Raw genomic sequence first — 25,951 nt, 5'->3', positions numbered from 1 at the left:
TTATCCTCGACTTTGCGGGCGAGGAAGTGAAAACGATATCTCCCACGACAGCGGCGGGGACGGTTTCCCTCAACTCCTCGGGCCTGGAAGGCGCGTTGGTTGCGACCGAAACGGTGTACGATGGTGGGTATACCCAAAAAGCCCTTGTTGCCTATGACAAGGGGGAATGGATCGATTCTCCCGAAAAGGCAATGGAGTACGCTCGGGCTTACCGGACGATCTTGGCCGACGGGACAGTGGTCTACCGGATAGCTGTGTACGACCAAGAGGACGGAACGGTCTATCCCAAGGCCACCCCTGCTTATTATCGGTACGTCGACCGTGATCTGAACGAGCTCTCGCGGTCTGCTTACACCGAGTGGATAACGTGGCAGCAAACCAAGCGCACGCTCGGTGACGGCACGGTGATGACCTACACCGCTAACGACGCCGGAAAATATGGTGCGGTCGATGCCGAGGGAGAGGCGTTGATTCCGTTCGAGTACGACGCGTATTACGATTGCGGCGACCACGAGTCCCTCATCCTTTTGAAGAAGGGCGACGCGTGGGAGTTCTTCGACACGAGCACCATCGACACGAAGAAGGAGCCTGTGCCTGCCATGTCGGTGACCATCTCCGGCGCTCCCGAGCAGCTGGCGGTGGGCGCGACCGCGCAGCTGACGGCCGCGGTCGAGCCTGCGAACTCCACCGACAAGGTGATGTGGGCGACTTCAGACGACAAGGTGCTCACGGTCGATGCGTCCGGCAAGGTTACGGCCATTGCCAACGGCAAGGCGACCGTCACCGCCACGGCGGGCGATAGGTCGGCCTTGGTCGAGATAGCGGTGACAACCCCCGCCACGTCCGTGACCATTTCCGGCGCTCCCGAGAAGCCGCTCAACGTGGGCGGCACTGCCCAGCTGACGGCCACGGTGCAGTCTGAAAGCTCTACCGACAAAGTGGAGTGGGCTTCCTCCAGCGAGAACGTGCTCACGGTCGATGCCGACGGCCTGGTGACGGCGCTCGCCAACGGCGAAGCCACGATCACCGCCACGGCGGGCGAGCAGACCGCTTCGGTCGCCATTACCGTGGTGACGCCTGCCGCTGGCATCGAGCTGGACGCTGAAGCCCTCACGCTCTATGTGGGCGACGAGCCGTCGCAGCTCGAGGCCACGGTGCTTCCCGCGACTGCTTCCGACAAGGGCGTCGCCTGGACGTCCTCCAACAGTGACGTGGCCATGGTCGACGACAACGGCGCGGTGACCCCGGTCGGCGTGGGAACGTGCACCGTTACGGCTACCACACTGGATGGCGGACTCACGGCCGAGTGCGCGGTGACCGTGGGCGAGCACGTGGCGGGCGTCGCGCTTGACAAGAGCGAGGTGTCGATCGTGGGCGTCGGTACGACGCAGCTCGTGGCGACCGTTTCTCCCGCCGGGGCGCTCGACAAGTCTGTCGCGTGGTCTGCCAGCGACAAGTCCGTGGCCACGGTCAACGAAAACGGCCTGGTGACGGCTGTGGGCAAGGGAACGGCCGTCATCACGGCAACCTCCCTCGAAGACGAGCAGCAGTCTGCCTCCTGCACGGTCACGGTGAGCAACCCGGTGACGGGCTTCGACCTCTCCGCTGCGAGTGTCGCGCTTGTGAAGGGCGACGCGCAAACCGTGAACGTTGCCGCTTTCGGCGCCTTGTCCGGCGCAGTCGACGACTACGACCTGACGTTCTCCGTGGAGGGCAAGGGCTCGCTCTCGAACGGCGTGTGGAGCGACGCTTCCGGCAACGCCGTGTTCAGCGTCGCGGCCAGCGAGGGTGGCAATTACGCGATCGCTGCGCTTGGCACGGGCAAGGGCACCCTCGTGTTCGAGGCGCAGCAGGAGTCTTCCACCGTGAAGGGCGTCGTCGCGGTTTCGGTGACCAATCCCGCGAAGGCGATCGCGTTGGATGTGACGAGCAAGCAGCTTACTGTGGGCGACGAGCCTTTCACGTTGACGGCGACCGTCGATCCGCTTGACGCCGATGAGGCTGGCAGCATCGCGTGGTCTACCTCGAACTCTGCGGTGGCTACGGTCGACGGCGGCAAGGTGACGCCGCTCGGCGTGGGCTCGGCCACCATCACGGCGAAGGTCGGCGACGTGTCGGCGATTTGCGAGGTGGCGGTGGCTGCCAAGGAGATCGCCGCGACCGAGGGCGACTCCGCGTATCAGGCATCCGTCGAGGTGTCCAGCCCTGCTGCTGCCGAGCAGCTTGACAAGATCGCGCAGGGCAACGGCGGCTCCCTGTCGTTGGCGGTGCAGGGCGCGCAGGATCTGACGGAGAGCGCGCAGCAAACCATCACTTCGCTCCAAGGCGGGCAAACGAAAGTTGCCGAGATCCTTGACGTGTCGCTGCGCAACGCCGATGGCGGGGAAGTGGCGGTCAGCTTGGAGGACGGAACGATGACGGTGCGCCTGCGGATGACCGATGCCATGCGCGCGCTCGACCCGAAGACGCTTGAGGTCAGCCACGTTGCCGACAACGGCGCGATCGAGAAGAAGCCCACATGGGTGGATGGCGACGACCTGTGCTTTGCCACCGAGCACTTCAGCACCTACGTGGTGACGGGCAGCGAGCGGCAGACGTCGGGCGGCGAGATCGGCGGCGGGTCGGCTGGCGGCTCCGGGACCGTTCTCCCCGGAGGCGGTGGCTCCGGTCAGGATGAGGTCGTGAAGCCCCTGCTCGCTCCCACCGGCGACACGCTGGCGCTTCCGATGGCGCTGGCTGGCTGCGCGATTGCCGCGGCGCTGGTTTGCCTGGCGTTCGTGCGCGGCGGACGCAGGGTGAAGTAGAGCCTCTCCTCGATGGCTCGCAAGAACCAGGTGACGGACAGCCCGTCGAACGTACCCCTTCCTTGGGAGGGGGCGGCGTTCGTCGGGCTGCTCGGCGTTCTGGTGCTGTGGCAAGGAGGCTATTACGCCGCAGCCTCATGCGTCGTCGGCCTGCTGGCGGCGGGGTGCGCGGCATTTTCGGCGATCGTCTCGGCCCGTGCGCGTGGCAGACGCGACGGGAGCATCGCGATTCCCCTGCTGATCGCGGGTGTAGGGGCGTGCAGCCTGGCTAGCAGCGCCGTCCATGGCCTCACGCTGACGGGAGTCGCCGAGTCGGCCCCTTGGTTCGCCGTGGCGGCGCTGACGTTCCTGCACGCGGTGCTGCCCGATGCGGCGCGGGCGAGAACGATGCGCGCCGTCGTTTGGCTCGGGGTTGCCATCGCCGTGCTGGGGCTCGCCTTGATGTCGATGCCGGGCGGCGTCGAGGGGGCGGTCAACGCCGGACGGCTGCAGTTCCCCTTCCAGTACGCCAACACGTCGGGAACGTTCTTCGCGGCCTGCGCCCTGCTGGCGCTCGGGTCCGAAAGCGCGCGTCTGCGAAGGGCGGCCTCCTTCCCGTTGGCGGCGCTGCTGTTCACGCAGTCGGCGGGGGCCTGCGGGCTGTTCGCGTGCGCTCTCGTCGCTCTCTGCGCATGCCGATGGCGCGAGGGCGCGTTCGTGCATGTGGCGGAGGCGGCGGCGCTGACGGCGTGCGCGGCCGGAGCGTTCGTCCTCTGCCTCGTTGTCGGGACAGGCTGGGCCCTTGCCGCCGCGGCCGGCGCGTTCGCGGCCGGCTCGTTGGCGGTTCGGAGGCTGGCCAGGGCGAAGAACGCGAGGAGGACGGCTCTTTTTGCATGCGCGCTGCTGGTGGCGTGCACGCTCGCCTGCGTGGAGGCGCTCGCTCAGACGGGCAGGGCGGCGCAGGCGGGGCGGACGTTCGTCGAGCGCCTGGTCCAGATGGGGGATGCGGCGGCCGTGGTCGCGGCGAATCCTGCGCTCGGCATCGGGCCCGACGTGTGGAGGTTCCTCTACCCGTACGTGCAGTCCGCGCAGTACACCGCCACGTCGGTGCACTGCGGCTATCTGCAGATCGCCCTCGATGCCGGTTTGGTCGGGGCGGCGCTGTTCGTCGCGGCCATCGTCATGGGCGTGAAGCGGGCAGCGTCCTGCGGGAACGCGCCGGTCGTCTGCGCCATCTTGCTGATCGCCGTGCATGGAGCCTTCGACATAGACTTCCAGTTCGCCGCGCTGCTCGCATTCTTGGCGATGCTCTTGACCCTCCACGCTGCGCCGGAGCCGCGGCGCCGGTCGCGTAGCCTTGATCGGGCATGGGGCCTCCCGCTCGCGCTGCTTTTTCTGGTAGCGTCCTTCGCGGCCAGCGGGTTCGGCTTGTGGGCGGCTAGCGCGAAAGACGCGTCCGCGTCGGCCGCGGCGAAGGCGGATGCGGCCGCGATCCGGCAGGTTCTGGAACAGAACCCCTTTGCCAAACGCGACGACTCCGTACGGTCGGATTACGCCGAGGCGCTGCGGCGGGCGGGCGCATGGAGCGAGCTCGCAAAGGCTTTCAGCGAAGGTTCGATCACGTCGGCTGAACAGGCGCTTTATGCGGCAGAAGCGCTCTACGCCCTCGGCGACGATGCGCGGGCCGAGGATATCCTGCTCGCAGAGCTGGAGCGCGAGCCCGGCAACGTCGACCTGTTCGAGAGCGCCCGCCTTCTGCTTGCGAGCCATGATGCGGGCGAGGAAGCGCGGGAGCGGTATCGGCAGGCGGCTGCGCGCGCCAACGCCATGGCCTCGACGGGGCTCGCCGCGCTGATCGGAAACCAGGAGCAGCTGCCCGAAACGCTTGCCTAGCTTCGCCGGCCCGCCCTTCCTTATCCCATCGGGGGCGGGCTTCGCCTCGGTCTTACCTCCGGCGTTCGACAAACCGCGGCAGCGTGCCCGACAGCGCGAGGCCCGCAACGGCCGCGCCGACGCACAGCGCGAACACGGGCAGCGCCGCTTCCGCGAACGCGGCTCCGGCGGCTGCGCCGCACGCCGCCGACCCCACGGTGCCGCCCAGCCCGCGGAAGAACAGCGCGAGGGAGGTCGCTTTGCCCACGTCGCGCGGCTCCACGGCGGTTTGGGCGGCGATGTTGGTCATGGGCATGTTCGCCCCGATGCCGAATCCCAGCACTGCCGACGAGCACGCGAGCTGCACCATGCCGGTCGCGGGGCCGACAAGGCACAGCAGCATCGCCCCAGCGCCCAGCACGAGGAACCCGACGCGGCTGATGGTGCGCATCCGCCCGTTCGCGCCGAACACCCGCCCCGCCAGCGTGCTGCCTACTACGAGCGCCAGCGTCATAGGGATCGTGGCCAGCGCCGAGGCGGTCGACGTGAGCCCCAGCCCCTCCTGCACGAACCGCGGCACGAACATCACGCCGACGAGCAGGGCGAACTGCGAGCAGAACCCCATCGCCACCGCCCCGTTCACCTGCGCGCAACGGAAGAATCGCACCGGCACGATGGCGTGGTCGCGCCGCCGTTCCACCAGTACGAGCAGCGCGATCATGGCGGCCGCGAGCGCGAGCAGCCCGAAGAACGGCGCGGAGAACCAGGCGAGGGCGCTGCCCGTCAGGCTGAACGCAAGCGTGAGCGGCACGATGGCGGCGGCCGCGCACAGGGCGCCGGGCAAGTCGAACGACCGTTCCGCATGAGCTTGCTTGCCCGGGAGGAACCGCACGACCAGCACGAGCGCCGCCACGCTCAACGGCAGGTTGACCAGGAAGATCCAGTGCCAGCCCACCGTATCGGCGATCAGCCCGCCGGCCAGCGGCCCTGCGATGGAAGCCAGGCCGTACATGGACGAGAGGATGCCCATGTACTTCCCGCGCACGCGCGGTTCGAACAGCTCGGCCATCGCGATGAACACGCCGGCCTCCACGAGGCCCCCGCCCGCACCTTGCACGGCGCGCCACGCCGTGAGCGCGTCGATACCGTTCGACAGCGCGCAACCCGCCGATGCGACGGCGAACACGCTGATACCGCATGCGAACACCCGCTTGTGGCCGAAGCGCGTCGCGCATGCGCCGCACAGAAGCGTCGCCAGCGTGCAGGTGAGCAAGTAGGAGGTGAACGGCCAGGTGTAGTGGTCGAAGCTGCCCAGGCCGGCGGCGATCTTCGGCATGGCGGTGCTCACGATGGTGTCGTCGAGCGCCGCCATGAACAGGCTCAGCGCCAACCCTCCCAGCACGGCGGCGGTAGGGAAGGGCTTGCCTTCGGCCCTCTGATCCCATGTTTCCATATCTTTCTCCTATCTTAAATACTACTATCAATGATAGTTACTGGTTAAAAAGAAACCGGTTGTCGAACCGGTTTGTCGGCGATGCGGGGGGATCGTCGGATATCGCCCGCGAAGGGACGGCGTTGCGGGGACATAGTGCGAACGAATGTTTCACGTGAAACATTCGTTCGCACTATGCAGACATCAGCCTTTGCCGTACAGTTCCTGCTCGAACCGTGCGAGATGATCGGCGACGAGACGGTACGTGTCGGCGCACAGCTCCATGGTGGCCCGCGCCTCGAGACGCTCGTAGGAGGGGATGAGCCCGTCCACGTGCTCGGCTGTGCTGCGGTGCGTCTCGATCAGCCCGTCGATGAGCGCGCGGCCGGTATCCTCGTCCACGAGGCCGATGTTCGCCAAGACGGGCAGGAAGCCGAAGTCGACCCGCGCGGGCAGCGCGGCGGCCTCGTCCATGAGATCGGCGAAGCGTGCCCGCCCCTTGTCCGTGATGGTGTACACCGTCTTCTCGGGCATCTCGCCTTCCTTGACGACGGTGCCGTCGGCATAGCCTTCATCGCACAGGCGGATGACGTTGCGGTACACCGACGGCGAGCTGATGCGTATCCAGCGTCGGATGTTGCGGTCCTCCATCGTCTTGTCCATCTCGTACGCGCTCATCGGGCGCTCGATGAGCGCGCCCAAAATCATGATCTCGATCGAATGGCTGGCCATTTTCCGGTTCCCTTTCGGCTCTCGCTGATAAGGGACATACTATCACTGATAGTATAAAACGCAAGAGGGGTCTTTGGGAAGATTACCGATGGAGGGCGCGAGCGTTCGCACGCCACTCCCGGGGCGAGAGGCCGCACCGGGCACGGAACGCTTCGGAGAAGCTGCCCTGACGGGAATAACCCACGCATGCGGCGATAGCGGCCAGGGACAGGTCGGTGGTCTCGAGCAGCTCGCAGGCGTGATGCATGCGCACATCGCGCGCGTATTCTTGCGGCGTCATGCCGCAGGATAGCCTGAACAGCTCGATGAGCTTGCTCGTTCCCACGCAAACCGCGCGACAGAGCTCCTCGGTGGTGACGGGGTGTGCGAGGTCTTGCTGGATAAGGCGTTGGGCAGCCGCCACTGCAGCGACATCGTCTGCCGAGAGCGCAACGGGCGCGCGGCCGTATGCGAGCCGCCAGTCCACGATAAGCGCGCACGCTTCCACCACCTTGCTCTCGTAGAACGCCTCGGCCACGACGGCGCTCGGCCGGGCTCGCCGCATGTCGTCAAGCAAGGAGGGCAGCCCGGCGGGGCAGGACGTGCCATCGAGCGCGGCGATTGCCGAGCTCAGCACCACGGGATCGCAATGCAATCGCAGGCTGACGTCCCGCAGCGCCTCGGGCAAGAGTGCGACGAACGTCTCGCTCAGCCTCGCTCCGCCCTGCACCCGTTGATGGTAGGGGGCGTGCTTCCAGGCATGCCCCAGCACGGTGCGGCCGGGTAGTGTTGGTTCGATTCCCAGGTAGGGGAGCATCTCATGGCTGTAGGAGCCGAAGTAGAAGCAATCGGCCGCGTCGCAGAAGAATCCGCCCTCCTCGCGAAGTGCAAAGTCGAACGCGCCCACCGCTAGGCGGTCGCCGATGGGGAAGTACCAGAAAGAGCCCTTGCCGACCGCCGGGTCGATCAGCCACAGGAGCCCTTGCCGCCCGTGTGCGGCCGCATCGATCAGCACACCGCCGAGCTGCCGAATTTGCGGCTCGAACAGCGTGTCGATGCCCGTGTCGGCCTCACGGGCCGTTTCGGCGCGATTCTTGAAGTTTTCGGAGGGATTGCGCATAGGGCCCCTCCTCCTTCCCGCGCCTCCGAGAGACGCTAGCATAGTTAACCATGGATAACAATACTACTACAAATAGGGATCCGGGAAAACCGTCTGCCTATGGCGCGAACACAACGCCGTCATTCGCCTGCACCGCCACCTTGGAGTCCGCGGGTGCGCCGGGGCCGTTGCAGGCAAGCGGCGGGGCTGCCGCGAAAGTATCGGTGCGGGCCCGTGAAAGGGCTGCGGCGGTACCGCCCGCGCATTGCATCGATCCTCGTGTTTCGTTGATTTGCATCCTGTTGATCAGCCTGTCCACGTTCGCTTCCGCATCGGTGGCGGTTGAGTTGGCGGCGGTGGGTGGGTGCGCGCTCGCCGGCATCTGGTGCGGGCGGCTCTCATCGGCCCTGCGCTGGGCGGCGGTCTGGGCGGTGCTTTTCGTCCTCTGCTGGCTGTGCGCGCACTCCGGTGTGGTGCTCATGGCCGTGGGCGCCTCGTTCGCGATGGTGCGCCGTATGTTGTGCGCCTTCATGATGGCTGCGAACATGGTGGGCACCACGCGTACCGGGGAGCTCGCCTACAGTCTGCAGCGCCTCGGCCTGCCGAAGCGGGTGTCGGCGGCGCTGTGCGTGATGCTGCGCTTCGCTCCCACGCTCGGCCAGGAGTTCGGCGCGGTGCTCGATGCCATGAAGGTGCGCGGCATCGCGCTCTCGCCGGCACGCGTGCTGCGGCATCCCGTGCAGGTGATCGAGAACCTGCTGGTGCCGGTGGTGGGACGTGTGGGTATCGTGGCCGATGAACTGGCGAACGCGGCGGCCGTGCGCGGCATCGACGCACCGAATCGGCGCACGAGCTACTACGAGCTGCGTATCGGCGTGGTTGATGCGCTGCTGCTCGTGTACTTCGTTGCGCTTGCAGGCGTATCCGTGGCGCTGGGTGCAGGGGTGCTGGCATGACGGCGCCGCAAGCCCCGCGCGACGGTGCGGCCGTGGAATTCCACGGAGTGGCGTTCTCCTATGCCGATGCGGAGGGAAACCTGTTCGAGCCGGTGCTGAAGGGCGTGAGCCTGTCCGTCGCACGAGGACAGTGCGTGGTGGTGACGGGTTGTTCCGGCTGCGGGAAGACCACGCTCATGCGCCTCGTGAACGGTCTGGTGCCGCAAGCCTACGATGGGGAGCTGTCCGGCACGGTGTGCGTGCTCGGGCAGGATGCGGCCGACCTGGGCATCGAAGGGCTCTCGCTGCGCGTGGGCTCCGTGTTCCAGAATCCGCGCAGCCAGTTCTTCAACCTGGACACCACCTCGGAGATCGCCTTCGGGTGCGAGAACGCGGGCCTGCCGCACGACGAGATACGCCTCCGCGTTCGCAGCGCCGCGGCCGACTTGGGTATCTCCCATCTGCTCGACCGTGACATCCGGGAACTTTCCGGAGGCCAGCGCCAGATGGTGGCCATTGCGTCGGTGCATGCGCTGGGCCCGGAGGTGTTCGCCCTTGACGAGCCCACGGCCGCACTCGATGTGGCCTCCATGCGCACCCTTGCGCACCTCGTTCGTCGCCTGAAGGAGCTAGGGCGCACGGTGATCGTCTCCGAGCACCGGCTATGGTGGCTGCGGGGAATAGCAGATCGGGTGGTGCATATGGAGGACGGGCGCATCGCTCACGATTGGGCGGCTGCGGAATTCGAGCGCCTGCCCGTGCGCGAGCTTCACCGGATGGGCCTTCGGGCCTGGCGCATCGAGGATGCCTGCGCCGAAGGCGCGCCGACGGACGGGCAGGACCCGTCGCTCCCGTGCCCGGTACGCGCCGTCTCTGCTGCGGCACTCTCGTTCAGCAACCTGCGTGCGGGCTACCGTCGCGGTGACGATGTGCTGCGCGGGGCCGCCGGTGCGTTCGCGTCCCGGCGCATCGCGGCTTTGGTGGGAGGCAACGGCGCAGGAAAGTCGACGCTTGCGCGCTGCTTGGCCGGGTTGCATCGCGAACGTGCGGGGCAGGTGGCGCTCGAGGGACGATCGGCTCCGTGTCGCAAACGGGCCGGCCAGGTGTTCCTGGTTATGCAGGAGCCCGGTTACCAACTGTTCGCCCATACGGCCGCATGCGAGCTGGAAGCTGCTGCGGCTCGTCGTCTCGGCCGCGGCGAGGCGGCCCGGGCGGCGGCTGGCGAGGCACTCGACCGTTTCGGCCTCGCGCATCTGGCCGAGCGGCACCCGCTGTCGCTCTCGGGCGGCGAGCGCCAGCGACTGGCCATTGCGGCCGGCGTGCTGCAGGGGGCCCGCGTGCTGGTGCTGGACGAGCCCACGAGCGGGCTTGACTTCGGCAACATGCAGGCCGTGGCCAGAGAGCTTTCGCGTGTGCGCGACGACGGCACGTGCGTGGCGGTGATCACGCACGACTATGAGTTCATCGTCGCCGCATGCGACGAGGTGGCCGTGATGGCCGGCGGTCGCGTGAGCGTCCAGGAGCCGCTTGCGCGGGCGAACCTGCCCGCCGTGCGCCGCACGCTCGGTTTCGACGGGTGATGCACCCGCGCATTTCGGCATTACTTCCGATGAAAGGAGTTCTTGTATGGAATCGACAGCAACAAAAGGGCGCGCGCCCGCCCGCAGCACCCGGCTTACCGGTCGCGACTACGTGGTGCTCGCCGTCTTCGGCGTGCTTCTGTTCGCGGTGTTCATGGTCTTCTCGATAGTGTGTTCCCTCAGCGCCACCACGTCCTGGTTCACCCATGGGGTCGGCGCTGTTCCGGCCGGTATCGTGTGGATGTACGTGCTGGCCCGCGTTCCCAAGCGCGGTGCGGTAGCGCTCATGTGCCTGCTGGTGGCGCTGCTCGGCCTGGTGATGGGCATGTTCTGGACAGGTCCTCTGGGCATCGCCCTTGGCGGCGTGGCGGCCGAGCTCGTGTTGGGCGCGCCGGGCGAGCGCACCGCCTTTCGCCGCGTGGCGGCGTTCGTCGCCTTCGTCGTGTGCTTCTGGGCGGGGCATGTCTCGCTTGTCTACCTCACGGGCCAGGCGTACGTGGACATGGTTGTGGCCTCGGGCATGACGGCCGAGTACGGCCAGCAGCTCGTGGACTTCATGTACGGTCCGCTCGCCTTGGTGGCGCTTGCGGTTGCCGTGATAGGTCCCCTTGTCGGCGGTCTATTGGGAGAGCGCGTGTTCAAGAAGCATTTCGCGCGGATGGGCGCCTAGGCGCATCGAGGCGAGGCGGCGCGGCCTTGACAGGCTGCGCTCGAAGAGAGGAAGGAGGCATCATGGCAGAAGCAGCAGCGGCGGCTGGCGCGCCGCACGGAGCCGTCGGCTCCGGTGGGGCGACTCCATCGGCAGGCGGCTCTGCCGCAGCAGGGGCGGGATGCGGGGGCGAACCGGCAGCTGGTGGGGCGATGCCTGTGGCGCCGCCAAGTCCCAAAGATGCCGTCGGACGCCTGCTCGGGTTCGCAGGCTCGCGCAAGAAGCTCGCGGTGCTGGGGTGCGTGCTTGCGGGCGTTAACGGCGTCTTCGTGGTCATGCCCCTGGTGTGCGTGTGGTTCGTGCTGCGCGACCTCGTAGCCGTGGCTCCCAACTGGAGCGCTGCGGAGGGGCTCGCCTTCTGGGGCTGGCTTGCGTTCGCGTTCTCGGCAGCGGGCCTGTTCGTGTACTTCGCGGCGCTCATGTGCACGCATCTGGCGGCGTTCCGCACGGCGGCGAACATGCGCAAGCAGGCGCTCGGCCACCTGGCCTGCGTGCCGCTCGGCTACTTCGATTCCCATGCCTCGGGGCATCTGCGGCGTGTGGTGGACGGCTGCGCCGGCCAAACCGAGGACGTGCTCGCGCACAAGCTGCCGGACTTCGTGGGATCGCTCGTCACCCCGGTGGCGTTCGTGGCGGTCATGTTCGCGTTCGACTGGGTCATGGGTCTCGTGTGCCTCGTTCCCATCGCCGTCTCGGCGCTCATGATGTGGTGGATGATGGGGCGTCAGGCGAAGAACGACGGCATGCCGTTCATGATGCTCTATCAAGACGCGCTCAATCGCATGAACAAGGCGGCCGTGGAATACGTGCGCGGCATCCCCGTGGTGAAGGTGTTCCAGCAGACGGTGCATTCGTTTCGTGCATTCTCCGAGGCCATCATGAGCTATCGCGACATGGCCTACCAGTACTCGAAGTCGTGCCAGCGCCCCCAGGTCGTCCAGCTCGTGGCCATCAACGGCACGTTCGCCGTGCTCGTGCCCGCAGGCATCCTTTTAGCGCATGCGGCGGGCGATTTTGCGGCGTTTCTGACGGACTTCCTGTTCTATGCGGTGTTCTCGGCTATTACCACCACCATGATGACGAAGGTGATGTACGCGAGCGAGGCCGTGATGATGGCGCAGGACTCCGTGCGTCGCATCGACGAGATACTCGCGACAAGGCCGCTGGCGGAGCCGTCGGCGGTGCGGGCCAGGCACCCGCGCGATGCCTCGATCTCCTTCGAGCAGGTGGGCTTCGCGTACCCCGGCGCTTCAGGAGATGCGCTGGTGGATATGAGCTTGGAGGTGCCCGCCGGCTCCACGGTGGCGCTCGTGGGACCTTCGGGCGGCGGCAAGACGACGGCCGCCAGCCTGGTGCCCCGCTTCTGGGACGCGGGTTCGGGCCGCGTGCGCGTGGGAGGGGTGGACGTGCGCGACATCCCCGCCTCTGAGCTCATGGCGCAGGTGGCCTTCGTGTTCCAAAACGATCGCCTGTTCAAGGCGTCGCTCCTGGAGAATATCCGCGCTGCGCGCCCGGGTGCCACGCGTGCGCAGGTGGAGGCCGCCGCCCACGCCGCACAGTGCGATGATATCGTGGCGAAGTTCCCCGATGGCCTGGACACGCAGGTGGGTGCGGAGGGCGTGTACCTTTCGGGCGGCGAGTGCCAGCGTATCGCGCTCGCGCGTGCCATTCTGAAAGACGCTCCCATCGTGGTGCTCGATGAGGCCACGGCCTTCGCCGACCCGGAGAACGAGGCGCTCATCCAGCGCGCCTTGGCGAGGCTCTGCGCGGGCAAGACGGTGCTCATGATCGCGCATCGGCTGTCCACCGTTATTGGAGCCGACATCATATGCGTGCTGGACGGGGGCCGGGTGGTCGAGCGCGGGCGGCACGACGAGCTGGTTGCGGCCGGCGGCCTGTATGCGAAGATGTGGGACGATTACCGCACGTCGGTAACGTGGAGGATCGAAAGGAGCGGCACCCATGCTGCGTGACAAGTTCGCACTGACCGAACAGGGAGCGCGCGATTTCAAGCGTGGCGTGGGGGCTGCGGCGCTGGCCAACGTCGTGCTCATGGCGCCCATCGGCGTGCTGTTCACGGTTACGGGCGCGTTCGTGGCCCACTTGACCGACCCATCGCAACCGCTGCCGGAGCTCGGAGCGTACCTGCTGGCCATCGTCGCGGTGCTCGTCGTCATGCTGCTCACGCAGAACCTCGAGTACGACAGCACCTACAACGTGGTGTACAACGAGAGCGCCCGCAAGCGCATCGGCCTGGCCGAGAAGCTGCGGCAGCTGCCGCTGTCGTTCTTCGGGCAGCGTGATCTGTCCGATCTCACGAGTGCGGTCATGAAGGACTGCGCCGACCATGAGCGCATGTTCTCGCATGTCATGCCGCAGCTGTTCGGTGCGGCCATCTCGACGGCGGTGGTGGCCGTTTGCCTGGTCGCATTCGACTGGCGCCTGGCGCTGGCGGCGCTGTGGCCCATCCCGGTTGCGGTGGCGGTGCTGCTATCCACTACGCGCCTTCAGCAGGCGGCGGGACGCGCTCGCAACGAGGCGAGCCTCGAGCTTGCCGACGGTATCCAGGAGTACCTGGAATGCGCCCGCGAGATCCGTGCCACGAACCAGGTTCCGGCGTTTCTCGAGCGCGTGGGCGAGCGGGTGGATGCCTTCGAGCATGCGAAGATCAGGGCGGAGCTGACCGCCGGCGTGAGCGCGTCGTCGGCCCAGGCGCTTCTGCGGCTCGGTATCGGCACCACGGTGTTGGCAGGCGCGCTGCTCATTGCGGACGGGCAGGTGGACTTCATGGTGTTCTTCTGCTTCCTGCTGGCGGTCACGCGCGTGTACGACCCGGTGAACGTCATCCTGCAGACCATCATCGAGCTGCTGGACTTGCGCCTGAACATCGCACGGCTGCAGGCTATCGAGGAAGAGCCTGCGCAAACGGGTACGACCGAGTTCAAGCCGGCAGGCCACGACCTGACCTTCGAGGGCGTGTCGTTCTCCTATGGCGAGGGCGAGCGCGTGCTGAGCGACGTGACGTTCACCGCACGGGAAGGCGAGGTGACGGCATTGGTGGGGCCCAGTGGCAGCGGCAAGTCCACCGTGGCCAAGCTAGCCGCGCGTTTTTGGGACGCCGACGCTGGGCAGGTGCGCGTGGGAGGCGTGGACGTGGCGGGTGTGGAACCGGAGACGCTCTTGGCGGACTATGCCGAGGTGTTCCAGGACGTGGTGCTGTTCGACGATACGGTGATGGGCAACATCCGGCTCGGCCGGGCCGACGCCTCCGACAAAGAGGTTCTCGCCGCTGCCCACGCCGCGAATTGCGACGAGTTCGTGCTGCGCATGCCGCAGGGCTACGACACGCCCATCGGCGAGAACGGAAGCCGTCTTTCGGGCGGCGAGCGCCAGCGCATCTCCATCGCCCGCGCCATCCTGAAGGATGCGCCCATCGTGCTGTTGGATGAGGCCACGGCTTCGCTCGACGTTGAGAACGAGACGCAGGTGCAGACGGCGCTCTCGCGACTTCTGGCGGGCAAGACCGTGCTCGTGATCGCGCACCGCATGCGCACCGTGGCGAACGCCGACAAGGTCGTGGTGCTGAAGGAGGGCCGCGTGGTGGAGGAGGGCTCGCCGGCCGAGCTCATGGCACACGAGGGCGGCTTGTACCGCCGCATGGTGGAGCTGCAAACCGAAGCCGCCGGATGGTCGCTGGCGTCGTAAGCGGCGCCATGCGCCCTGTCCGCGCATGGCGCTCGATCGCATGATGCAGAAGGATTCAGCGCGGCGGCCCGAGAGCTGCCGCGCAGTGCTCACCGTCGATGTGTACGGCGGTTTCGACGGGCTGCCGCGCTTGCTGCGAGCGCCCCGGCGGCCAAGAGCGCGATGCCGGCAACGACGGTGGGTATCGCGCTGTCGCCTGTTGCAGCGAGAAGCTTGGCGTCCGATGTGGGAGGCCGGGAGTCGGGCGTCGGAGGTGCCGGCTCGGGAGCGGGCGCGACTACGGGAACGCCGCTTGCGGTGAGGAGCAGCGGGCCGGAGGCGGCACCCTTCTTAATGGCGACGGCGCCAGTTGCCGCATCGTAGGTGTAGTCCGTGCCTGCCGCGAGTTTCGGCCCATCCGCACTTCCAAGGCTCACGGCGATCGCGTCTGGCAGCTGGTATTCTTCGGCGGCCTTGAGCATGAAGCAGTTGATCTCCTCGCTGTCCTTCTCAAACGAGGCGACCAGCTCTGCATTCGCGGTTTCCGCTATTGAAAGCCCGGTGAGCGCGGTGTGCACGGGGAAAGTGCTCGCGCTCACCGTCCCGCCTTCGCAAATGATAGGAAGCGCGAAGAAGCCGCCTCCGATGGCACCCCGGTTGGTCACGTCGCTAAGGAACGTGCCGCCCGAGATGGTGCCGATTTCCTTGTTGGTCACGCGGAAGGAGAACGCCCCGTCTTCGATAGCATCATAGTTGGTCACCGTGCCCTCGAACGTGCCGCCGGTGATGGCGGCCGCGTTGTAGTCGGGGTCGGAATCACCGTTGGTGACGAGGCCCTTGAACGTGCCGTTCGATATGGTGCCGCCGCCGGTGGTGGTGCCTTCGTCGTTGCTGGTAACGGAGCTGGTGGAGGAAAACATGCCGCCTGCGATGATTCCTCCGCTGAGGATCTCGCCGCTGAACGAGCCTCCCTCAATGGTTCCGAAGTTGTCTATATTCGCGCTGAACGTGCCGCCTGAGATGATGCAGGACTTGTTCTGGCCAGGCTCGAATCGCGTGTTGCCGTTCTGTATATAGGCGTTAAACACGCCCTCGCCCTCGATGGTTCCACTGTTGTTGACATCAATTTTGAACTCGCCGCCGCTCACAACGCCTTCGTTTCGCAGGCCGTTGTTGTAGCCGCCGTCGTTGAATGCGCCGCCCGAAATGACGCTGCCTTCGTAGTTGTACACGTAGTTGCTGAACGTGCCGCCGGCGATGATACCCGCTCCTTCCCCTTCGTCCGATCCATTGAACACGCTTTCTTCGAACGTGCCGCCTTCGATAGTTCCAAAGTTATACACGCGAACGCTTAACGTGCCGCCTTCGAGCGTGAACGCGTAGCCCGCTTGAAGGGTGAGCTTGTCGTTCTCGTACGTCCACCCGTCGCCAGGCGCATCCACGGGTACGCCATTGGCGCCGACCTCGATGGTGACGGGGATTGGATCTCCCGGATCCGCCAGCGCGATGCCGGGTGCAAGCGAGCAGGCCAAAACCAGTGCTGTAACCAATGAGAGCAGGCGTTTCCTCATGGGGACCCCCTTCAAGAGCGTTGACCTTCAAATGCTAGCATGGGGGAGGGGACTGCCGTTTTCCGGATCGAACTCGGTCGACTTCACTGCGAAATCGGCAAAGTGCTTCCCTTTGCCGCTCCGATCGGCGGACGAAAGGAGCAGCACGGATAAAGAGCTGGACGAAATCGGAGGCTGTGGCATCGTGCCCTCATAGCGGGCGAAATGCGAATCCGTATGACCTGGGGAAACATTTTTGCCGGTTGTGTGCAGAGGGCTCGTCGAGGCAATTACGCCGCCACAGCCTCTGGTTTCGTCCATGATGCTATAGCTTATAGAAAAGGCTCGGCAGGAGAGGTGTTCCTGCCGAGCCTGCGGCCGCAAAGGCGGCCAAGCCTGCATGCGCATCCGGTCGCCGCCCTGCGCGAGGCGACCGGATGCGCCTCGCGCAGGGCGGTTGCTCCCGTCCGCGCCCCCTGCGTCCGAAACGGGACGCTGTCCCCGCTCGCGTCGCTCGTTCCCGCGTTCCGTCTAGATCGACGACGCCACGGCCTCGTCGTCGGGCAGGGCTGCGGCCTCTTCGGCTCGCTCGAGCTTGGTCGGTCCCTGGCCCTCTCCGCTGCCCGTGGCCAGCGCCTCGTCGCCGCGCTCGGCCAGGTACTGCTCCATGGAGTAGTGGGTGATGTCGGATCGGTTGATCACGCCTACCACCTGGCCCTCGTCGAGCACCGGCACCTTCTTCAAGTGGTTCTCGCCCAGCACGCGGCACACCTCGGGAAGGTCGGCGTGCACGTCCACGCCGATGATGCCCTTCGCGCCGATGCTCAACGCCTGCATGCCCATGAGCTCGTCGAGCTTGCGGGCGAAGTCCTTGTTGCCGCCGTCGGTGTCCACCGTCTGCATGATCATGACCACGGGGTCCATCATCATGGTCGAGCGCTTCGACAGGTAGCGCATGATGTCGCCGTCGGACACGAAACCCACGGCCTTGCCCTCGGCGTTCACGAGCGGCGCGGCGGAGATGTGCTTGTCCACCAGCAGCTTCATGGCCTCGGCCACGGTGGCGTTCGAAGGCAGCGTGAACACGTCGCGCTTCATGATGGACTCCAGCACGGTGCGGCGCGCGTTGTCGGGGTCTTTGGCCGCCGACTCGCCGGGGCGGTTCTTCACCAGCGCAACCACCATGACGAAGCCGATGAGGCAGAGCACGCCCGCCACGGCGAACGCCACGTCGATGCCGAAGAAGCTCGCGGCCTGCTCGCCCATGGCCGGGGCGCTCGCGTTCGTGGCGATGGTAGACGCCGACACGATGATGGCCGTGCCCAGCGATCCCGCCACCTGGCGGAACGTGTTGTTCACCGAGGTGCCGTGGTTCACCAGCTCGTTGCTGAGCGCGTTCATGCCCCAGGTGGTGATGGGCATGTTCACCAGCGACAGCGAGAACAGGCGCACCGTGTACAGCACGGTCAGCGTGATGAGGCCCATGTTCGGCCCCAGGAAGCAGAAGCAGAACGTGGTGAGCGTGAGCACGCCCATGCCCACGAGCGCCAGCACGCGCGGCCCGTGCTTGTCGAACAGGCGGCCGGCGATGGGGCCCATGGCGCCCATGATGATGGCGCCGGGCAGCAGCACCAGGCCCGACACGGTGGCCGAGTAGCCCATGAGCGACTGCAGGTAGATGGGAACGAGGATGCCGGCGGCGAGCAGGGCGCCCTGCACGAGCATGCCGATGACGGTGGCAACGAGGAACTTGCGGTTCTGCAGCACGCGCACCTGCAGCATGGGCTTCTCCATCTTGAGCTGGCGGCGGAAGAAGAACACGAGCGCCACCACGCCCACGAGCGTGCCGGCGATGGCATTGACGCGCAGCCCGTACGAGCCGATGGTGGACAGGCCGTACAGGAGGCCGCCGAAGCCGAGCGACGACAGCACGACGGAGGGAACGTCGAGCGTGACGTCCTTGTTCGTGTCGCCGCCCTTCTGCAGCACGAACGCGCCGATGACGACGACGGCCGCCGACAGCGCCGTGATGATATAGAACATGTCGTGCCACGTGGCGCGGTCGATGATGATGCCGGCTGCCGTGGGCCCGATGGCCGGGCCGAACGCGATGACGATGCCGAACAGGCCCATGGCCGTGCCGCGCTTGTCGACGGGGAACGTCCACATGAGCACGGTCATCACGAGCGGCATGAGGATGCCGGCGCCCGCAGCCTGCACGAGGCGGCCGAGCAGCAGCACGGCGAAGTTCGGTCCCCAGCCCGCCAGCGCGCTGCCCGCGGTGAAGATGACCATGGACACGAGGAAGAGCCGCTTCGTGGTGAAGCGGTCCGTCAAGAACGCCGTGATCGGGATCATGATGGCGTTCACGAGGGTGAAGCCCGTGGTCAGCCACTGCGCCGTGGACGCGTCGACGCTCATCTCGGCCATGACCGACGGCAGCGCCGGCGCCACGACGGTCTGGTTCAAGACGGTGACGAACGTGCCGAACACGAGCACGGCCAACATGATTATCTGCTTGCGCGACAAACCCATATGCTTTGCTTCCTTCCAATGAGACACATGCTGCCGCGAACAAAGGCGCCCTCGAGCGGGCTTCCGCCCGTCCTCGAGAACGCCTTCATGCGCGGCTGAGGTAATTTACACCCAGTATAAATATTCATTCGGTAGATGAAAAGCGAGACGGTTGAAACTTGTGGTACCCTGCATGAAAACGGCACATCATCGTCAACAGGAGGTTGCGCGCATCGTGGAGCAGGGGCAGGAGAAGGCATCGCCGGAGGGGCTTCGGTACCGCAAGAAGCTCAAGGCGCGGCTTGCGGTGGAGCGCGCGGCACTGGAGCTGGTCATCGAGCGCGGCTACGACGGCGTGACCGTGGAGGACATCTGCGCCCGGGCCGAGATATCCAAGAAGACGTTCTTCAACTACTTCCCCTCGAAGGCCTCGGTCATCATGGGGCGCATGGACGCGTTTCCCGACGACGAGCGTTTGCTCGAGATACTCGTGGAGCATGACGAGGCGTGCTATCTCGACGTGCTCGTGGGCGTGGTGAGCACCACCGTCTCCGCCGGCGTGGACGACGAGATCGAGGGCCTGCGCCGCGAGGCGCTGCGCTCCATGCCCCAGCTGTTCTTCCACGGCCAGCGCGACCTCCTGGCTGTGCAGTGCTCCATTGCCGCTGCCTTGCGATCCTATCTGGGCGAACATCCCGAGCGCCGCATGCTGGCGGGCGGCTCGGTTGAGGAGGAGGCGCTCGTGGCGTCGTCCACCGCCATCGGCCTGGCGCGCACGCGCTCCATGCTGCACGTCTGCGGCGAGGTGGCGCCCACGTCCTCCGAGACACGTCGGCTCGTCATGGCCTACCTGTCCGCGGGCGATCAGGCCTGATGCACTGATGCGGCAACAGCCGCACCACGGCTCGAAGCTGCTCGCGTCCACTGGAGACGCGGTCTCGGCGAAAAACTTCTTGACAGCGCCCCGAAGCGTTGTGCTAAAGTATGCGCCACAACTTAATAGCTGAAACCGATGAGGCGAAAGTCAAGCCATCATGAGCACTCACAGAGAGCGGGCGCAGCTGGGATTCCCGCAGTAAGCTGGATGGTAAATGGTTCGCCGAGGGAAAGGGGAAAGGAAGGCACGGCGAGCACGAGGCCGAACCGACCGAGTATCTGGACCGTGAGCCTGCGTTAAGGGCAGAACATGTGTTGGCATGTTCGTGAGAGGGTTCTGCATCGCAGAGCCAATAAAGGTGGCACCGCAGGTTACAACACCTGTCCTTTATCTCAAAGGACAGGTGTTTTTTTATGCGGCGCACAAGGCGGCGGCAGCCGCGCACCTTTGGAGGCGAAGCGGCGCGTTTCTCAACCGCGAAGCTCGTGCCGGCCAAACGAGACGCCCCGGGAGGGGCACAGACCGGCGGGAACGCCGCCAAGAAAGGATTGAGGAACATGGAACAGCAGATCAAGCGCGAGGTTGCAACGCAAACGGCCGCGGCGGGCAAGGCGGCAGCGCCGCGCAAGCGCGACGTGGCGGCAGCTCCCAAGAAGGCGGGCCTCACCACGCAGGATCTCATCCTCATCGCCGTGCTGCTGGCAGCCGGCGCCGTGCTCAAGCTGACGGTGGGGTCGCTCCTCTCGTCGATGGGCATGAAGCCGAACTTCATCATCGCCATGTACTGCCTGGCCATCATACTCACGCGCCCGAAGCTGGGCCAGGCGCTTATCATCGGGCTTCTGGCGGGCCTCATCTGCCAGATACCCCTGCTGAACGCCACGCCGCTGCTGAACATCCCCTCCGAGATCCTCGGTGCGCTCGCCTGCGGCCTGCTCATCAAGGTGCCCATGAGCATCGGCGGCAAGCTCGATCTGAACCCGCTTGTGAATACGTTCATCTCCACCGTGGTGTCCGGCGGCACGTTCGCCCTGCTGTCGGTCTACATCAACGTGGTGTCCACCGGCGGCGACGTCATGGTGGCATTGGCCACGTACGCGGCCATCGTCCTTGGTACGGCCACGTTCAACTGCATCCTCGTGCAGGTGCTGGCCATGCCGCTGAAGAAGGTGCTGAAGCGCTAAGGGGGGGGGTTCCGCGGGCCCACGGCCCGCGGAACCTGCCGACGCTGCGGCCGGTCGTGGCACCCGATCTCGCGGCGAGGCCGAGGACTCGCGTACCGAAGTGCGCTTCGCCCTCGCCCTCCCCACGATCTCGGGCACCACGACAGTCCTCGCTGACTTACTAGCGCCAACCTGCGATTCGACGAAGAAAGACGACTTCCCATGATCGAAATCTCGAACTTCTCATTCCAATACCGCGAGGGGGCGACTCCGGTGGTGCAGGGCATCGACCTTGCCATCCCGGACGGCGCGTTCGTCGGGATCACCGGCGCCGCCGGCTCGGGCAAGTCGACGCTCACCTACGCGCTGAACGGCATCATCCCGCACTGCTATCCGGGCGACTTCTACGGCTCGGTGGTCGTGGACGGGCTCGACACCTGCGACGTCGCGCTGACCGACGTGTCGCGGCTGGTGGGCAGCGTCTGCCAGGACGTCGACAGCCAGTTCGTCACGTCGGTGGTGGAAGACGAGATGCTCTACGGGCTGGAGAACTTCGGCGTGCCGCGAGACGAGATCGAAGGGCGCCTCGAGCAGGCTTTGGACGACATGGGCATCGCCGATTTGCGCGACCGCACGATCACGTCGCTGTCGGGCGGGCAGAAGCAGAAGGTGGCCATCGCGTCCATCCTGGCGCTGAACCCGCGGGTGCTCGTGCTGGACGAGCCCACGGCCGAGCTCGACCCGGCCAGCTCGCGCAGCGTGTTCGACCTGCTGGCACGCTACGCGCGCGAGCACGGCGCCACGGTCGTAGTGGTGGAGCAGAAGATCGCGCTCCTGTCGCAGTACGCCGACATGCTGGTCATCGTCGACGAGGGGCGCATCCGCTTCGCCGACGCGCCCGCGAAGGTGCTCGAGCATTCGGGCGAGCTCGAGCGCATCGGCGTGAACTGCCCGCGCTCGACCACGCTCATGAACCGTTTGCGCGCCGAGGGCCTCTACCAGGGGCCGTCGGTCCGCAATGTGCGCGAAGCGCGCGAGGCGTTGGAGGAGGTGCTCGCATGATCGAGTTCAAGGACGTGCACGTGTCCTACGAGGCATCGGCCCCTATCCTGAAGGGCGTCAACTTCGCCATCCGCGACGGCGAGTTCGTCGCGTTCGTCGGCACGAACGGGGCGGGGAAGTCCACCACGATGCGCCTGATGAACGGCTTGCTGAAACCCGATGCCGGCCAGGTGCTCATCGACGGCGTTTCCACGGCGGAGCTGCGCACGAGCGAGCTCGCGCGGCGCGTGGGCTTTTTGTTCCAGAATCCCGACCGCCAGATCTGCTGCACCACGGTGCGCGAGGAGCTGCTGTTCGGGTTCCGTGCGCTCGGGCAGGCGGGCGCCGAGGCCGATGCGCGCGTGGACGCCATCATCGAGGAGTTCGGCTTCGATCCCGATGACGACCCGTTCCTGCTGAACCGCGGAGCGCGCCAATTGCTGGCGCTCGCGTCCATCGTGGTGCTCGCGCCGCCGGTGGTGGTGCTCGACGAGCCCACGACGGGCCTGGACTACCGCGAATGCGAGAAGGTCATGGCCATCATCCGCCGCATCCACGAGCAGGGCGCCACGGTGATCATGGTGTGCCACGACATGGAGGTGGTCGCCGACTACGCGACGCGCTGCATCGTGATGAGCGACGGGCGCGTGGTGGATGACGCTCCCACGTTCGAGGTGCTGCGCAACCGCGACACGCTCGAGCGCGCCTCGCTCGTCCCGCCGCAGATCGTGGATCTGTCGCTTGAACTGGGACGCGCGATCCCCCGGCTCGCGGACGCGCCCGTGGGCAGCGCCAACACGGTCGACGAGATGCTGGCCGCCGTGGTCGAAGAGGCCCGAGGGGCCCAGGATGAGGAGAGGAGCGTGTCGGCATGAGCGCGTTTCTGGAATACGTGCCCGGTACCAGCCCGCTGCATCGTATGAACCCGGTGGCCAAGCTGGCCGCGGCGGCGCTGTTCGCCGTCGCGTGCTTCTGCTCGAGCAACCTGGTGTTCTTGGCCGTGCTGCTGGCCTGCGGGTTCGCGCTGGCCGCGACCTGCGGCATGCTACGTCCCGCCGTCGGCTTGGCGAAAGCGGTGTTCGCGTTCTCGCTCATCTTGACGCTCGTCCAGATCCTCACGACGCCGACGGGTGCGGTGCTCGTGGCGCTGCCGTGGGGCTACATCGGCACGGGCAGCCTGCTCGCGGCGCTCACCACGGTGGTGCGCCTCGTGGCCGCGGCCATCCCGCTGTTCCTCGTGTTCTACGTCACCAAGATGAACGACATCACGAACGCCGTGGTGAAAGTGCTGCACGTGCCGTACAAGTACGCGTTCACGTTCACGTCCACCATCCATTTCATCCCCCTGTTCATGAACGACATGAAGGGCATTATGGAAGCGCAGACCGCGCGCGGCGTGGAGTTCGACGCGGGCGGCATCGTGCGCAAGGTGCGCCTCATGGTGCCGCTGTGCGTGCCGCTGCTGGTGTCGTCGGTGCGCAAGACCAACAGCGCCGCCATCGCCGCGGAGGTGCGCGGCTTCAACCTGCGCACGGCGTCGAGCGGCTACAAGGAGTACCCCTTCGCCGCCTTCGACGTGGCGGCGATGGCGGCTGCGGTCGCGCTGGTCGTGTGCGCGGTGGCGCTGGGGATCGTGCTGTAGGGGCGCGGGGGCGGGGCGTTAGCCGGCGAACCGCTTCTCGCGCATCTTCTTGAAGTACGTTTTCGTGAATTCCTTGGTGCCGTTGAAGAAGCGCAGGTCGTTGGGCGAGAGGTCGCGGTTGACGCGTTTCAATTCGAGCAGTTCCATCGTGCAAAGGAAATCGGCGGCTTGGAACAGTCGGTAGTCGACAGGGTGGACGCGACGGATGTCCACCGCGTCATATGAGGAAATGGGACTCCAGATTGAGAAGTGGCGGAGAGAGCCTCCGCCTTCCTGTCGGGCCCGGATCTTTCGACCAGCCCGAATATCTGCATGATACAACGCCGAAGCATCGGGCGCAATCGAAGAAACGGTGGAGATTGACTGACGGAAACGACCTATAGGGCGGCGGTCTCGCAGGTGTTTAGTAAGGGATGACGCAGAGTCGGCATGGCCGCGCTCGACGCGCTCGGGGCCGCTCTCGACGCCTACGACGCCGCGGAGGCGTGAGGCGCGTCGCGCACCGACTGCGCAACGGGCTCCCAACAAGTGCGCTGAAGCGCCCCTTCCCGCCTTGTCGGGGAGGGGGTGTCCTCTACGATGGGTGGAAACCCCTCCCATCGGAAAGGACGCCGCCCATGCTCACCATCGGATGCCACCTGTCGGACCGCGACGGCTACCTCGGCATGGCCAAGGCAGCCGTGTCCATCGACGCCAACACGTTCCAGTTCTTCACGAGAAACCCGCGCGGCGGCGCGCAGAAGGCGCTCGACCCGCACGACATCGCCGCGTTCGAGGACTATGCGCCCGAGCACGGCATCGAGGTGATCCTCGGATACGCCCCCTACACGGCGAACCCGGCCAGCGACAAGCAGGCCGAGCACGATTTCACGATGATGGTGCTGGCCGAAGACCTTGCGCGCATGGCGGAAACGCCGCAAGCGATGTACACGCTGCAGCCCGGCAGCGCGCTTGGGAAGCCGGTGGACGAAGCGCTGGCGAGGGTTGCCGCAGCGCTGAACGACGTGATCACGCCGTCGCTGGGGACGCCCGTGCTCGTGCAGACCATGGCGGGCGAGGGCACGCAGGTGGGCAGCACGTTCGAGCAGTTGGCGAGCATCCTCGACCAAGTGGAGCTCGACGACCACGTGGGCGTGCTCTTCGACGCGTGCCGCGTGTGGGGCGCCGGCTACGACATCGTGGACGACCTGGACGGCGTGGTGGATGAGTTCGACCGGGTCATCGGCATCGACAAGCTGCGCGCCATCCACCTCAACGACTCGAAGGACGCTCTCGGCTCGCGCAAGGACCGCCATGCGCCTATCGGCGAGGGGCGGATCGGCTTCGACGCCCTGGCAGGGCTCGTGAACCATCCGAAACTGCGCGACGTGCCGTTCTACCTGGAGGCGCCCGACGCGACGCTCAAGGAGTACGGCGAGGCCATAGGGAAGTTCCAGAAGGCCCGTGCCTCGGCTTGAGCTCGCCGCTCCATATGCTACTATATGCGTCACGATTAAACCACCGGAAAGGATACGGCCCATGTTCACCATCGGATGCCACCTCTCGAGCGCAAAAGGCTACCTCCACATGGCGAAGACGGCCGTGTCCATCGATGCCAACACGTTCCAGTTCTTCACGCGCAACCCGCGCGGCGGGCGCGCGAAGGCCATCGACCCGAAGGACGTGGCGGCATACGCGGCCTATGCGCCCGAGCACGGCATCGAGCGCATCCTGGCGCACGCGCCCTACACGCTGAACCCCGCCTCCGACAAGCAGCAGACGCGCGACTTCGCGCTCATGGTGCTGGCCGAGGATCTGGGGCGCATGGAGGAGACGCCGCACCAGCTGTACAACATGCATCCCGGCAGCGCCACCGGCCAGACGCACGAGGAGGCCATCGCGAAGATCGCCGACGCGCTCAACCAGTCGCTTCTGCCGCACCAGACCACGACGCTGCTCTTGGAGACGATGGCGGGGAAGGGCAGCGAGGTCGGTGGCACGTTCGAGGAGCTGGCGGCCATCATCGCGCAGGTGGATCTGGACGGCCACGTGGGCATGTGCCTGGACACGTGCCACGTCTGGGACGCCGGCTACGACATCGTCGGCGACCTCGACGGCGTGCTCGACGAGTTCGACCGCGTGATCGGCCTCGATCGCCTGCACGCCATCCACCTCAACGACTCCCAGAACGCGCGCGGCTCGCACAAGGACCGCCATGCGCGCATCGGCGAGGGGCAGATCGGCCTCGAGGCGCTCGCCGCCGTCACGAACAACCCGCGCCTGCGGGACCTGCCGTTCTACCTGGAGACGCCCAACCCCGAGCTCTCCGGCTTCGCCGAGGAGATCGCGCTTCTGCGCAGCGCGCACGAAGGATAGGCCG

19 protein-coding genes are annotated in these 25,951 nt (G+C 66.4%); 14 read left to right on the top strand and 5 right to left on the bottom strand.

The annotated features are described in order from the left end of the window. Nucleotides 1-221 precede the first annotated feature (221 nt). Both C1877_RS08445 and C1877_RS08440 read left to right on the top strand, forming a co-directional pair. A complete protein-coding gene (locus C1877_RS08445) occupies nt 222-2,804 on the top strand; it encodes an Ig-like domain-containing protein (RefSeq protein ID WP_181813822.1) in 2,583 nt (860 codons plus the stop codon). Between the two features lie 12 nt (nt 2,805-2,816). Next, a complete protein-coding gene (locus C1877_RS08440; protein ID WP_114568930.1) occupies nt 2,817-4,676 on the top strand; it encodes an O-antigen ligase family protein in 1,860 nt (619 codons plus the stop codon). 52 nt (nt 4,677-4,728) lie between these two features. On the opposite strand, the gene C1877_RS08435 is transcribed toward C1877_RS08440, so the two are convergent. The 3 genes from C1877_RS08435 to C1877_RS08425 form a co-directional block, all read right to left on the bottom strand. Continuing rightward, nucleotides 4,729-6,108: an MFS transporter gene (locus tag C1877_RS08435; RefSeq protein ID WP_114568929.1), complete on the bottom strand. Its 1,380-nt coding sequence runs from the start codon at nt 6,106-6,108 to the stop codon at nt 4,729-4,731. A 183-nt stretch (nt 6,109-6,291) separates the two neighbouring features. Next, nucleotides 6,292-6,819, bottom strand: coding sequence for a PadR family transcriptional regulator (locus C1877_RS08430; protein ID WP_015539728.1), 528 nt, complete (start codon nt 6,817-6,819; stop codon nt 6,292-6,294). 82 nt (nt 6,820-6,901) lie between these two features. Continuing rightward, entirely contained in the window at nt 6,902-7,918 is a 1,017-nt protein-coding gene (locus C1877_RS08425) for a helix-turn-helix domain-containing protein (protein WP_181813821.1), read from the bottom strand. Nucleotides 7,919-7,968: 50 nt separating this feature from the next. On the opposite strand from C1877_RS08425, the gene C1877_RS08420 reads away from it, so the two are divergent. The 5 genes from C1877_RS08420 (at nt 7,969) to C1877_RS08400 (ending at nt 14,826) form a co-directional block, all read left to right on the top strand. Next, nucleotides 7,969-8,853 carry an energy-coupling factor transporter transmembrane component T family protein gene (locus C1877_RS08420; RefSeq protein WP_083809030.1) on the top strand — a complete coding sequence of 295 codons (885 nt, stop codon included), beginning with the start codon at nt 7,969-7,971 and terminating at the stop codon, nt 8,851-8,853. Next, nucleotides 8,850-10,412 (top strand): ABC transporter ATP-binding protein, encoded by a 1,563-nt coding sequence (locus C1877_RS08415; RefSeq protein ID WP_015539726.1) that lies wholly within the window; start codon nt 8,850-8,852, stop codon nt 10,410-10,412. The genes C1877_RS08420 and C1877_RS08415 overlap by 4 nt, the downstream gene beginning before the upstream one ends. Before the next feature lie 46 nt (nt 10,413-10,458). Beyond that, nucleotides 10,459-11,082: an MptD family putative ECF transporter S component gene (locus tag C1877_RS08410; protein ID WP_041239398.1), complete on the top strand. Its 624-nt coding sequence runs from the start codon at nt 10,459-10,461 to the stop codon at nt 11,080-11,082. A 191-nt stretch (nt 11,083-11,273) separates the two neighbouring features. Beyond that, the gene (locus C1877_RS08405) at nt 11,274-13,094 is read left to right on the top strand and encodes an ABC transporter ATP-binding protein (RefSeq protein ID WP_114568927.1); all 1,821 of its coding nucleotides are present in this window, start codon (nt 11,274-11,276) and stop codon (nt 13,092-13,094) included. Continuing rightward, nucleotides 13,084-14,826 (top strand): ABC transporter ATP-binding protein, encoded by a 1,743-nt coding sequence (locus C1877_RS08400; protein ID WP_114568926.1) that lies wholly within the window; start codon nt 13,084-13,086, stop codon nt 14,824-14,826. The genes C1877_RS08405 and C1877_RS08400 overlap by 11 nt, the downstream gene beginning before the upstream one ends. Nucleotides 14,827-14,915: 89 nt before the next feature. On the opposite strand, the gene C1877_RS08395 is transcribed toward C1877_RS08400, so the two are convergent. Together C1877_RS08395 and C1877_RS08390 are read right to left on the bottom strand one after the other, a co-directional pair. Then, nucleotides 14,916-16,376 carry a hypothetical protein gene (locus tag C1877_RS08395; RefSeq protein ID WP_114568925.1) on the bottom strand — a complete coding sequence of 487 codons (1,461 nt, stop codon included), beginning with the start codon at nt 16,374-16,376 and terminating at the stop codon, nt 14,916-14,918. A 510-nt stretch (nt 16,377-16,886) separates the two neighbouring features. Beyond that, nucleotides 16,887-18,890 carry an MDR family MFS transporter gene (locus C1877_RS08390; RefSeq protein WP_114568924.1) on the bottom strand — a complete coding sequence of 668 codons (2,004 nt, stop codon included), beginning with the start codon at nt 18,888-18,890 and terminating at the stop codon, nt 16,887-16,889. 172 nt (nt 18,891-19,062) lie between these two features. Here C1877_RS08390 and C1877_RS08385 point away from each other — a divergent pair, with 172 nt between their 5' ends. The 7 genes from C1877_RS08385 to C1877_RS08350 all read left to right on the top strand — a co-directional run bounded on the left by C1877_RS08385 (nt 19,063) and on the right by C1877_RS08350 (nt 25,947). After that, on the top strand, nt 19,063-19,743 hold the full coding sequence (locus C1877_RS08385; RefSeq protein ID WP_015539722.1) for a TetR family transcriptional regulator: 681 nt from the start codon (nt 19,063-19,065) through the stop codon (nt 19,741-19,743). A 560-nt stretch (nt 19,744-20,303) separates the two neighbouring features. Further along, entirely contained in the window at nt 20,304-20,930 is a 627-nt protein-coding gene (locus tag C1877_RS08380; RefSeq protein WP_015539721.1) for a tryptophan transporter, read from the top strand. Nucleotides 20,931-21,131: 201 nt separating this feature from the next. Then, nucleotides 21,132-21,971 (top strand): energy-coupling factor ABC transporter ATP-binding protein, encoded by an 840-nt coding sequence (locus C1877_RS08370; RefSeq protein WP_015539720.1) that lies wholly within the window; start codon nt 21,132-21,134, stop codon nt 21,969-21,971. Next, entirely contained in the window at nt 21,968-22,825 is an 858-nt protein-coding gene (locus tag C1877_RS08365; RefSeq protein ID WP_015539719.1) for an energy-coupling factor ABC transporter ATP-binding protein, read from the top strand. Before C1877_RS08370 ends, C1877_RS08365 begins: the two co-directional genes overlap by 4 nt. After that, nucleotides 22,822-23,592: an energy-coupling factor transporter transmembrane component T family protein gene (locus C1877_RS08360; RefSeq protein ID WP_041239395.1), complete on the top strand. Its 771-nt coding sequence runs from the start codon at nt 22,822-22,824 to the stop codon at nt 23,590-23,592. The genes C1877_RS08365 and C1877_RS08360 overlap by 4 nt, the downstream gene beginning before the upstream one ends. Nucleotides 23,593-24,209: 617 nt before the next feature. Next, entirely contained in the window at nt 24,210-25,049 is an 840-nt protein-coding gene (locus C1877_RS08355; protein WP_015539716.1) for a deoxyribonuclease IV, read from the top strand. Between the two features lie 61 nt (nt 25,050-25,110). Further along, nucleotides 25,111-25,947 carry a deoxyribonuclease IV gene (locus C1877_RS08350; RefSeq protein ID WP_114568923.1) on the top strand — a complete coding sequence of 279 codons (837 nt, stop codon included), beginning with the start codon at nt 25,111-25,113 and terminating at the stop codon, nt 25,945-25,947. The last annotated feature ends 4 nt before the right edge of the window (nt 25,948-25,951 follow it).

This window comes from Gordonibacter pamelaeae (assembly GCF_003340385.1).
GTDB lineage: Bacteria > Actinomycetota > Coriobacteriia > Coriobacteriales > Eggerthellaceae > Gordonibacter > Gordonibacter pamelaeae.
This window is presented reverse-complemented; position numbering and strand designations above follow the sequence as displayed.

Excerpts from the sequence above, each read along its gene's own strand:
- C1877_RS08410 (WP_041239398.1), top strand. The coding sequence starts at position 10,459 with ATGGAATCGACAGCAACAAAAGGGCGCGCGCCCGCCCGCAGCACCCGG.
- C1877_RS08425 (WP_181813821.1), bottom strand. The coding sequence starts at position 7,918 with ATGCGCAATCCCTCCGAAAACTTCAAGAATCGCGCCGAAACGGCCCGT.
- C1877_RS08355 (WP_015539716.1), top strand. The coding sequence starts at position 24,210 with ATGCTCACCATCGGATGCCACCTGTCGGACCGCGACGGCTACCTCGGC.
- C1877_RS08390 (WP_114568924.1), bottom strand. The coding sequence starts at position 18,890 with ATGGGTTTGTCGCGCAAGCAGATAATCATGTTGGCCGTGCTCGTGTTC.
- C1877_RS08385 (WP_015539722.1), top strand. The coding sequence starts at position 19,063 with ATGAAAACGGCACATCATCGTCAACAGGAGGTTGCGCGCATCGTGGAG.
- C1877_RS08370 (WP_015539720.1), top strand. The coding sequence starts at position 21,132 with ATGATCGAAATCTCGAACTTCTCATTCCAATACCGCGAGGGGGCGACT.
- C1877_RS08395 (WP_114568925.1), bottom strand. The coding sequence starts at position 16,376 with ATGAGGAAACGCCTGCTCTCATTGGTTACAGCACTGGTTTTGGCCTGC.
- C1877_RS08440 (WP_114568930.1), top strand. The coding sequence starts at position 2,817 with ATGGCTCGCAAGAACCAGGTGACGGACAGCCCGTCGAACGTACCCCTT.
- C1877_RS08350 (WP_114568923.1), top strand. The coding sequence starts at position 25,111 with ATGTTCACCATCGGATGCCACCTCTCGAGCGCAAAAGGCTACCTCCAC.
- C1877_RS08435 (WP_114568929.1), bottom strand. The coding sequence starts at position 6,108 with ATGGAAACATGGGATCAGAGGGCCGAAGGCAAGCCCTTCCCTACCGCC.
- C1877_RS08430 (WP_015539728.1), bottom strand. The coding sequence starts at position 6,819 with ATGGCCAGCCATTCGATCGAGATCATGATTTTGGGCGCGCTCATCGAG.
- C1877_RS08400 (WP_114568926.1), top strand. The coding sequence starts at position 13,084 with ATGCTGCGTGACAAGTTCGCACTGACCGAACAGGGAGCGCGCGATTTC.
- C1877_RS08365 (WP_015539719.1), top strand. The coding sequence starts at position 21,968 with ATGATCGAGTTCAAGGACGTGCACGTGTCCTACGAGGCATCGGCCCCT.
- C1877_RS08380 (WP_015539721.1), top strand. The coding sequence starts at position 20,304 with ATGGAACAGCAGATCAAGCGCGAGGTTGCAACGCAAACGGCCGCGGCG.
- C1877_RS08415 (WP_015539726.1), top strand. The coding sequence starts at position 8,850 with ATGACGGCGCCGCAAGCCCCGCGCGACGGTGCGGCCGTGGAATTCCAC.
- C1877_RS08360 (WP_041239395.1), top strand. The coding sequence starts at position 22,822 with ATGAGCGCGTTTCTGGAATACGTGCCCGGTACCAGCCCGCTGCATCGT.
- C1877_RS08405 (WP_114568927.1), top strand. The coding sequence starts at position 11,274 with ATGCCTGTGGCGCCGCCAAGTCCCAAAGATGCCGTCGGACGCCTGCTC.
- C1877_RS08420 (WP_083809030.1), top strand. The coding sequence starts at position 7,969 with ATGGATAACAATACTACTACAAATAGGGATCCGGGAAAACCGTCTGCC.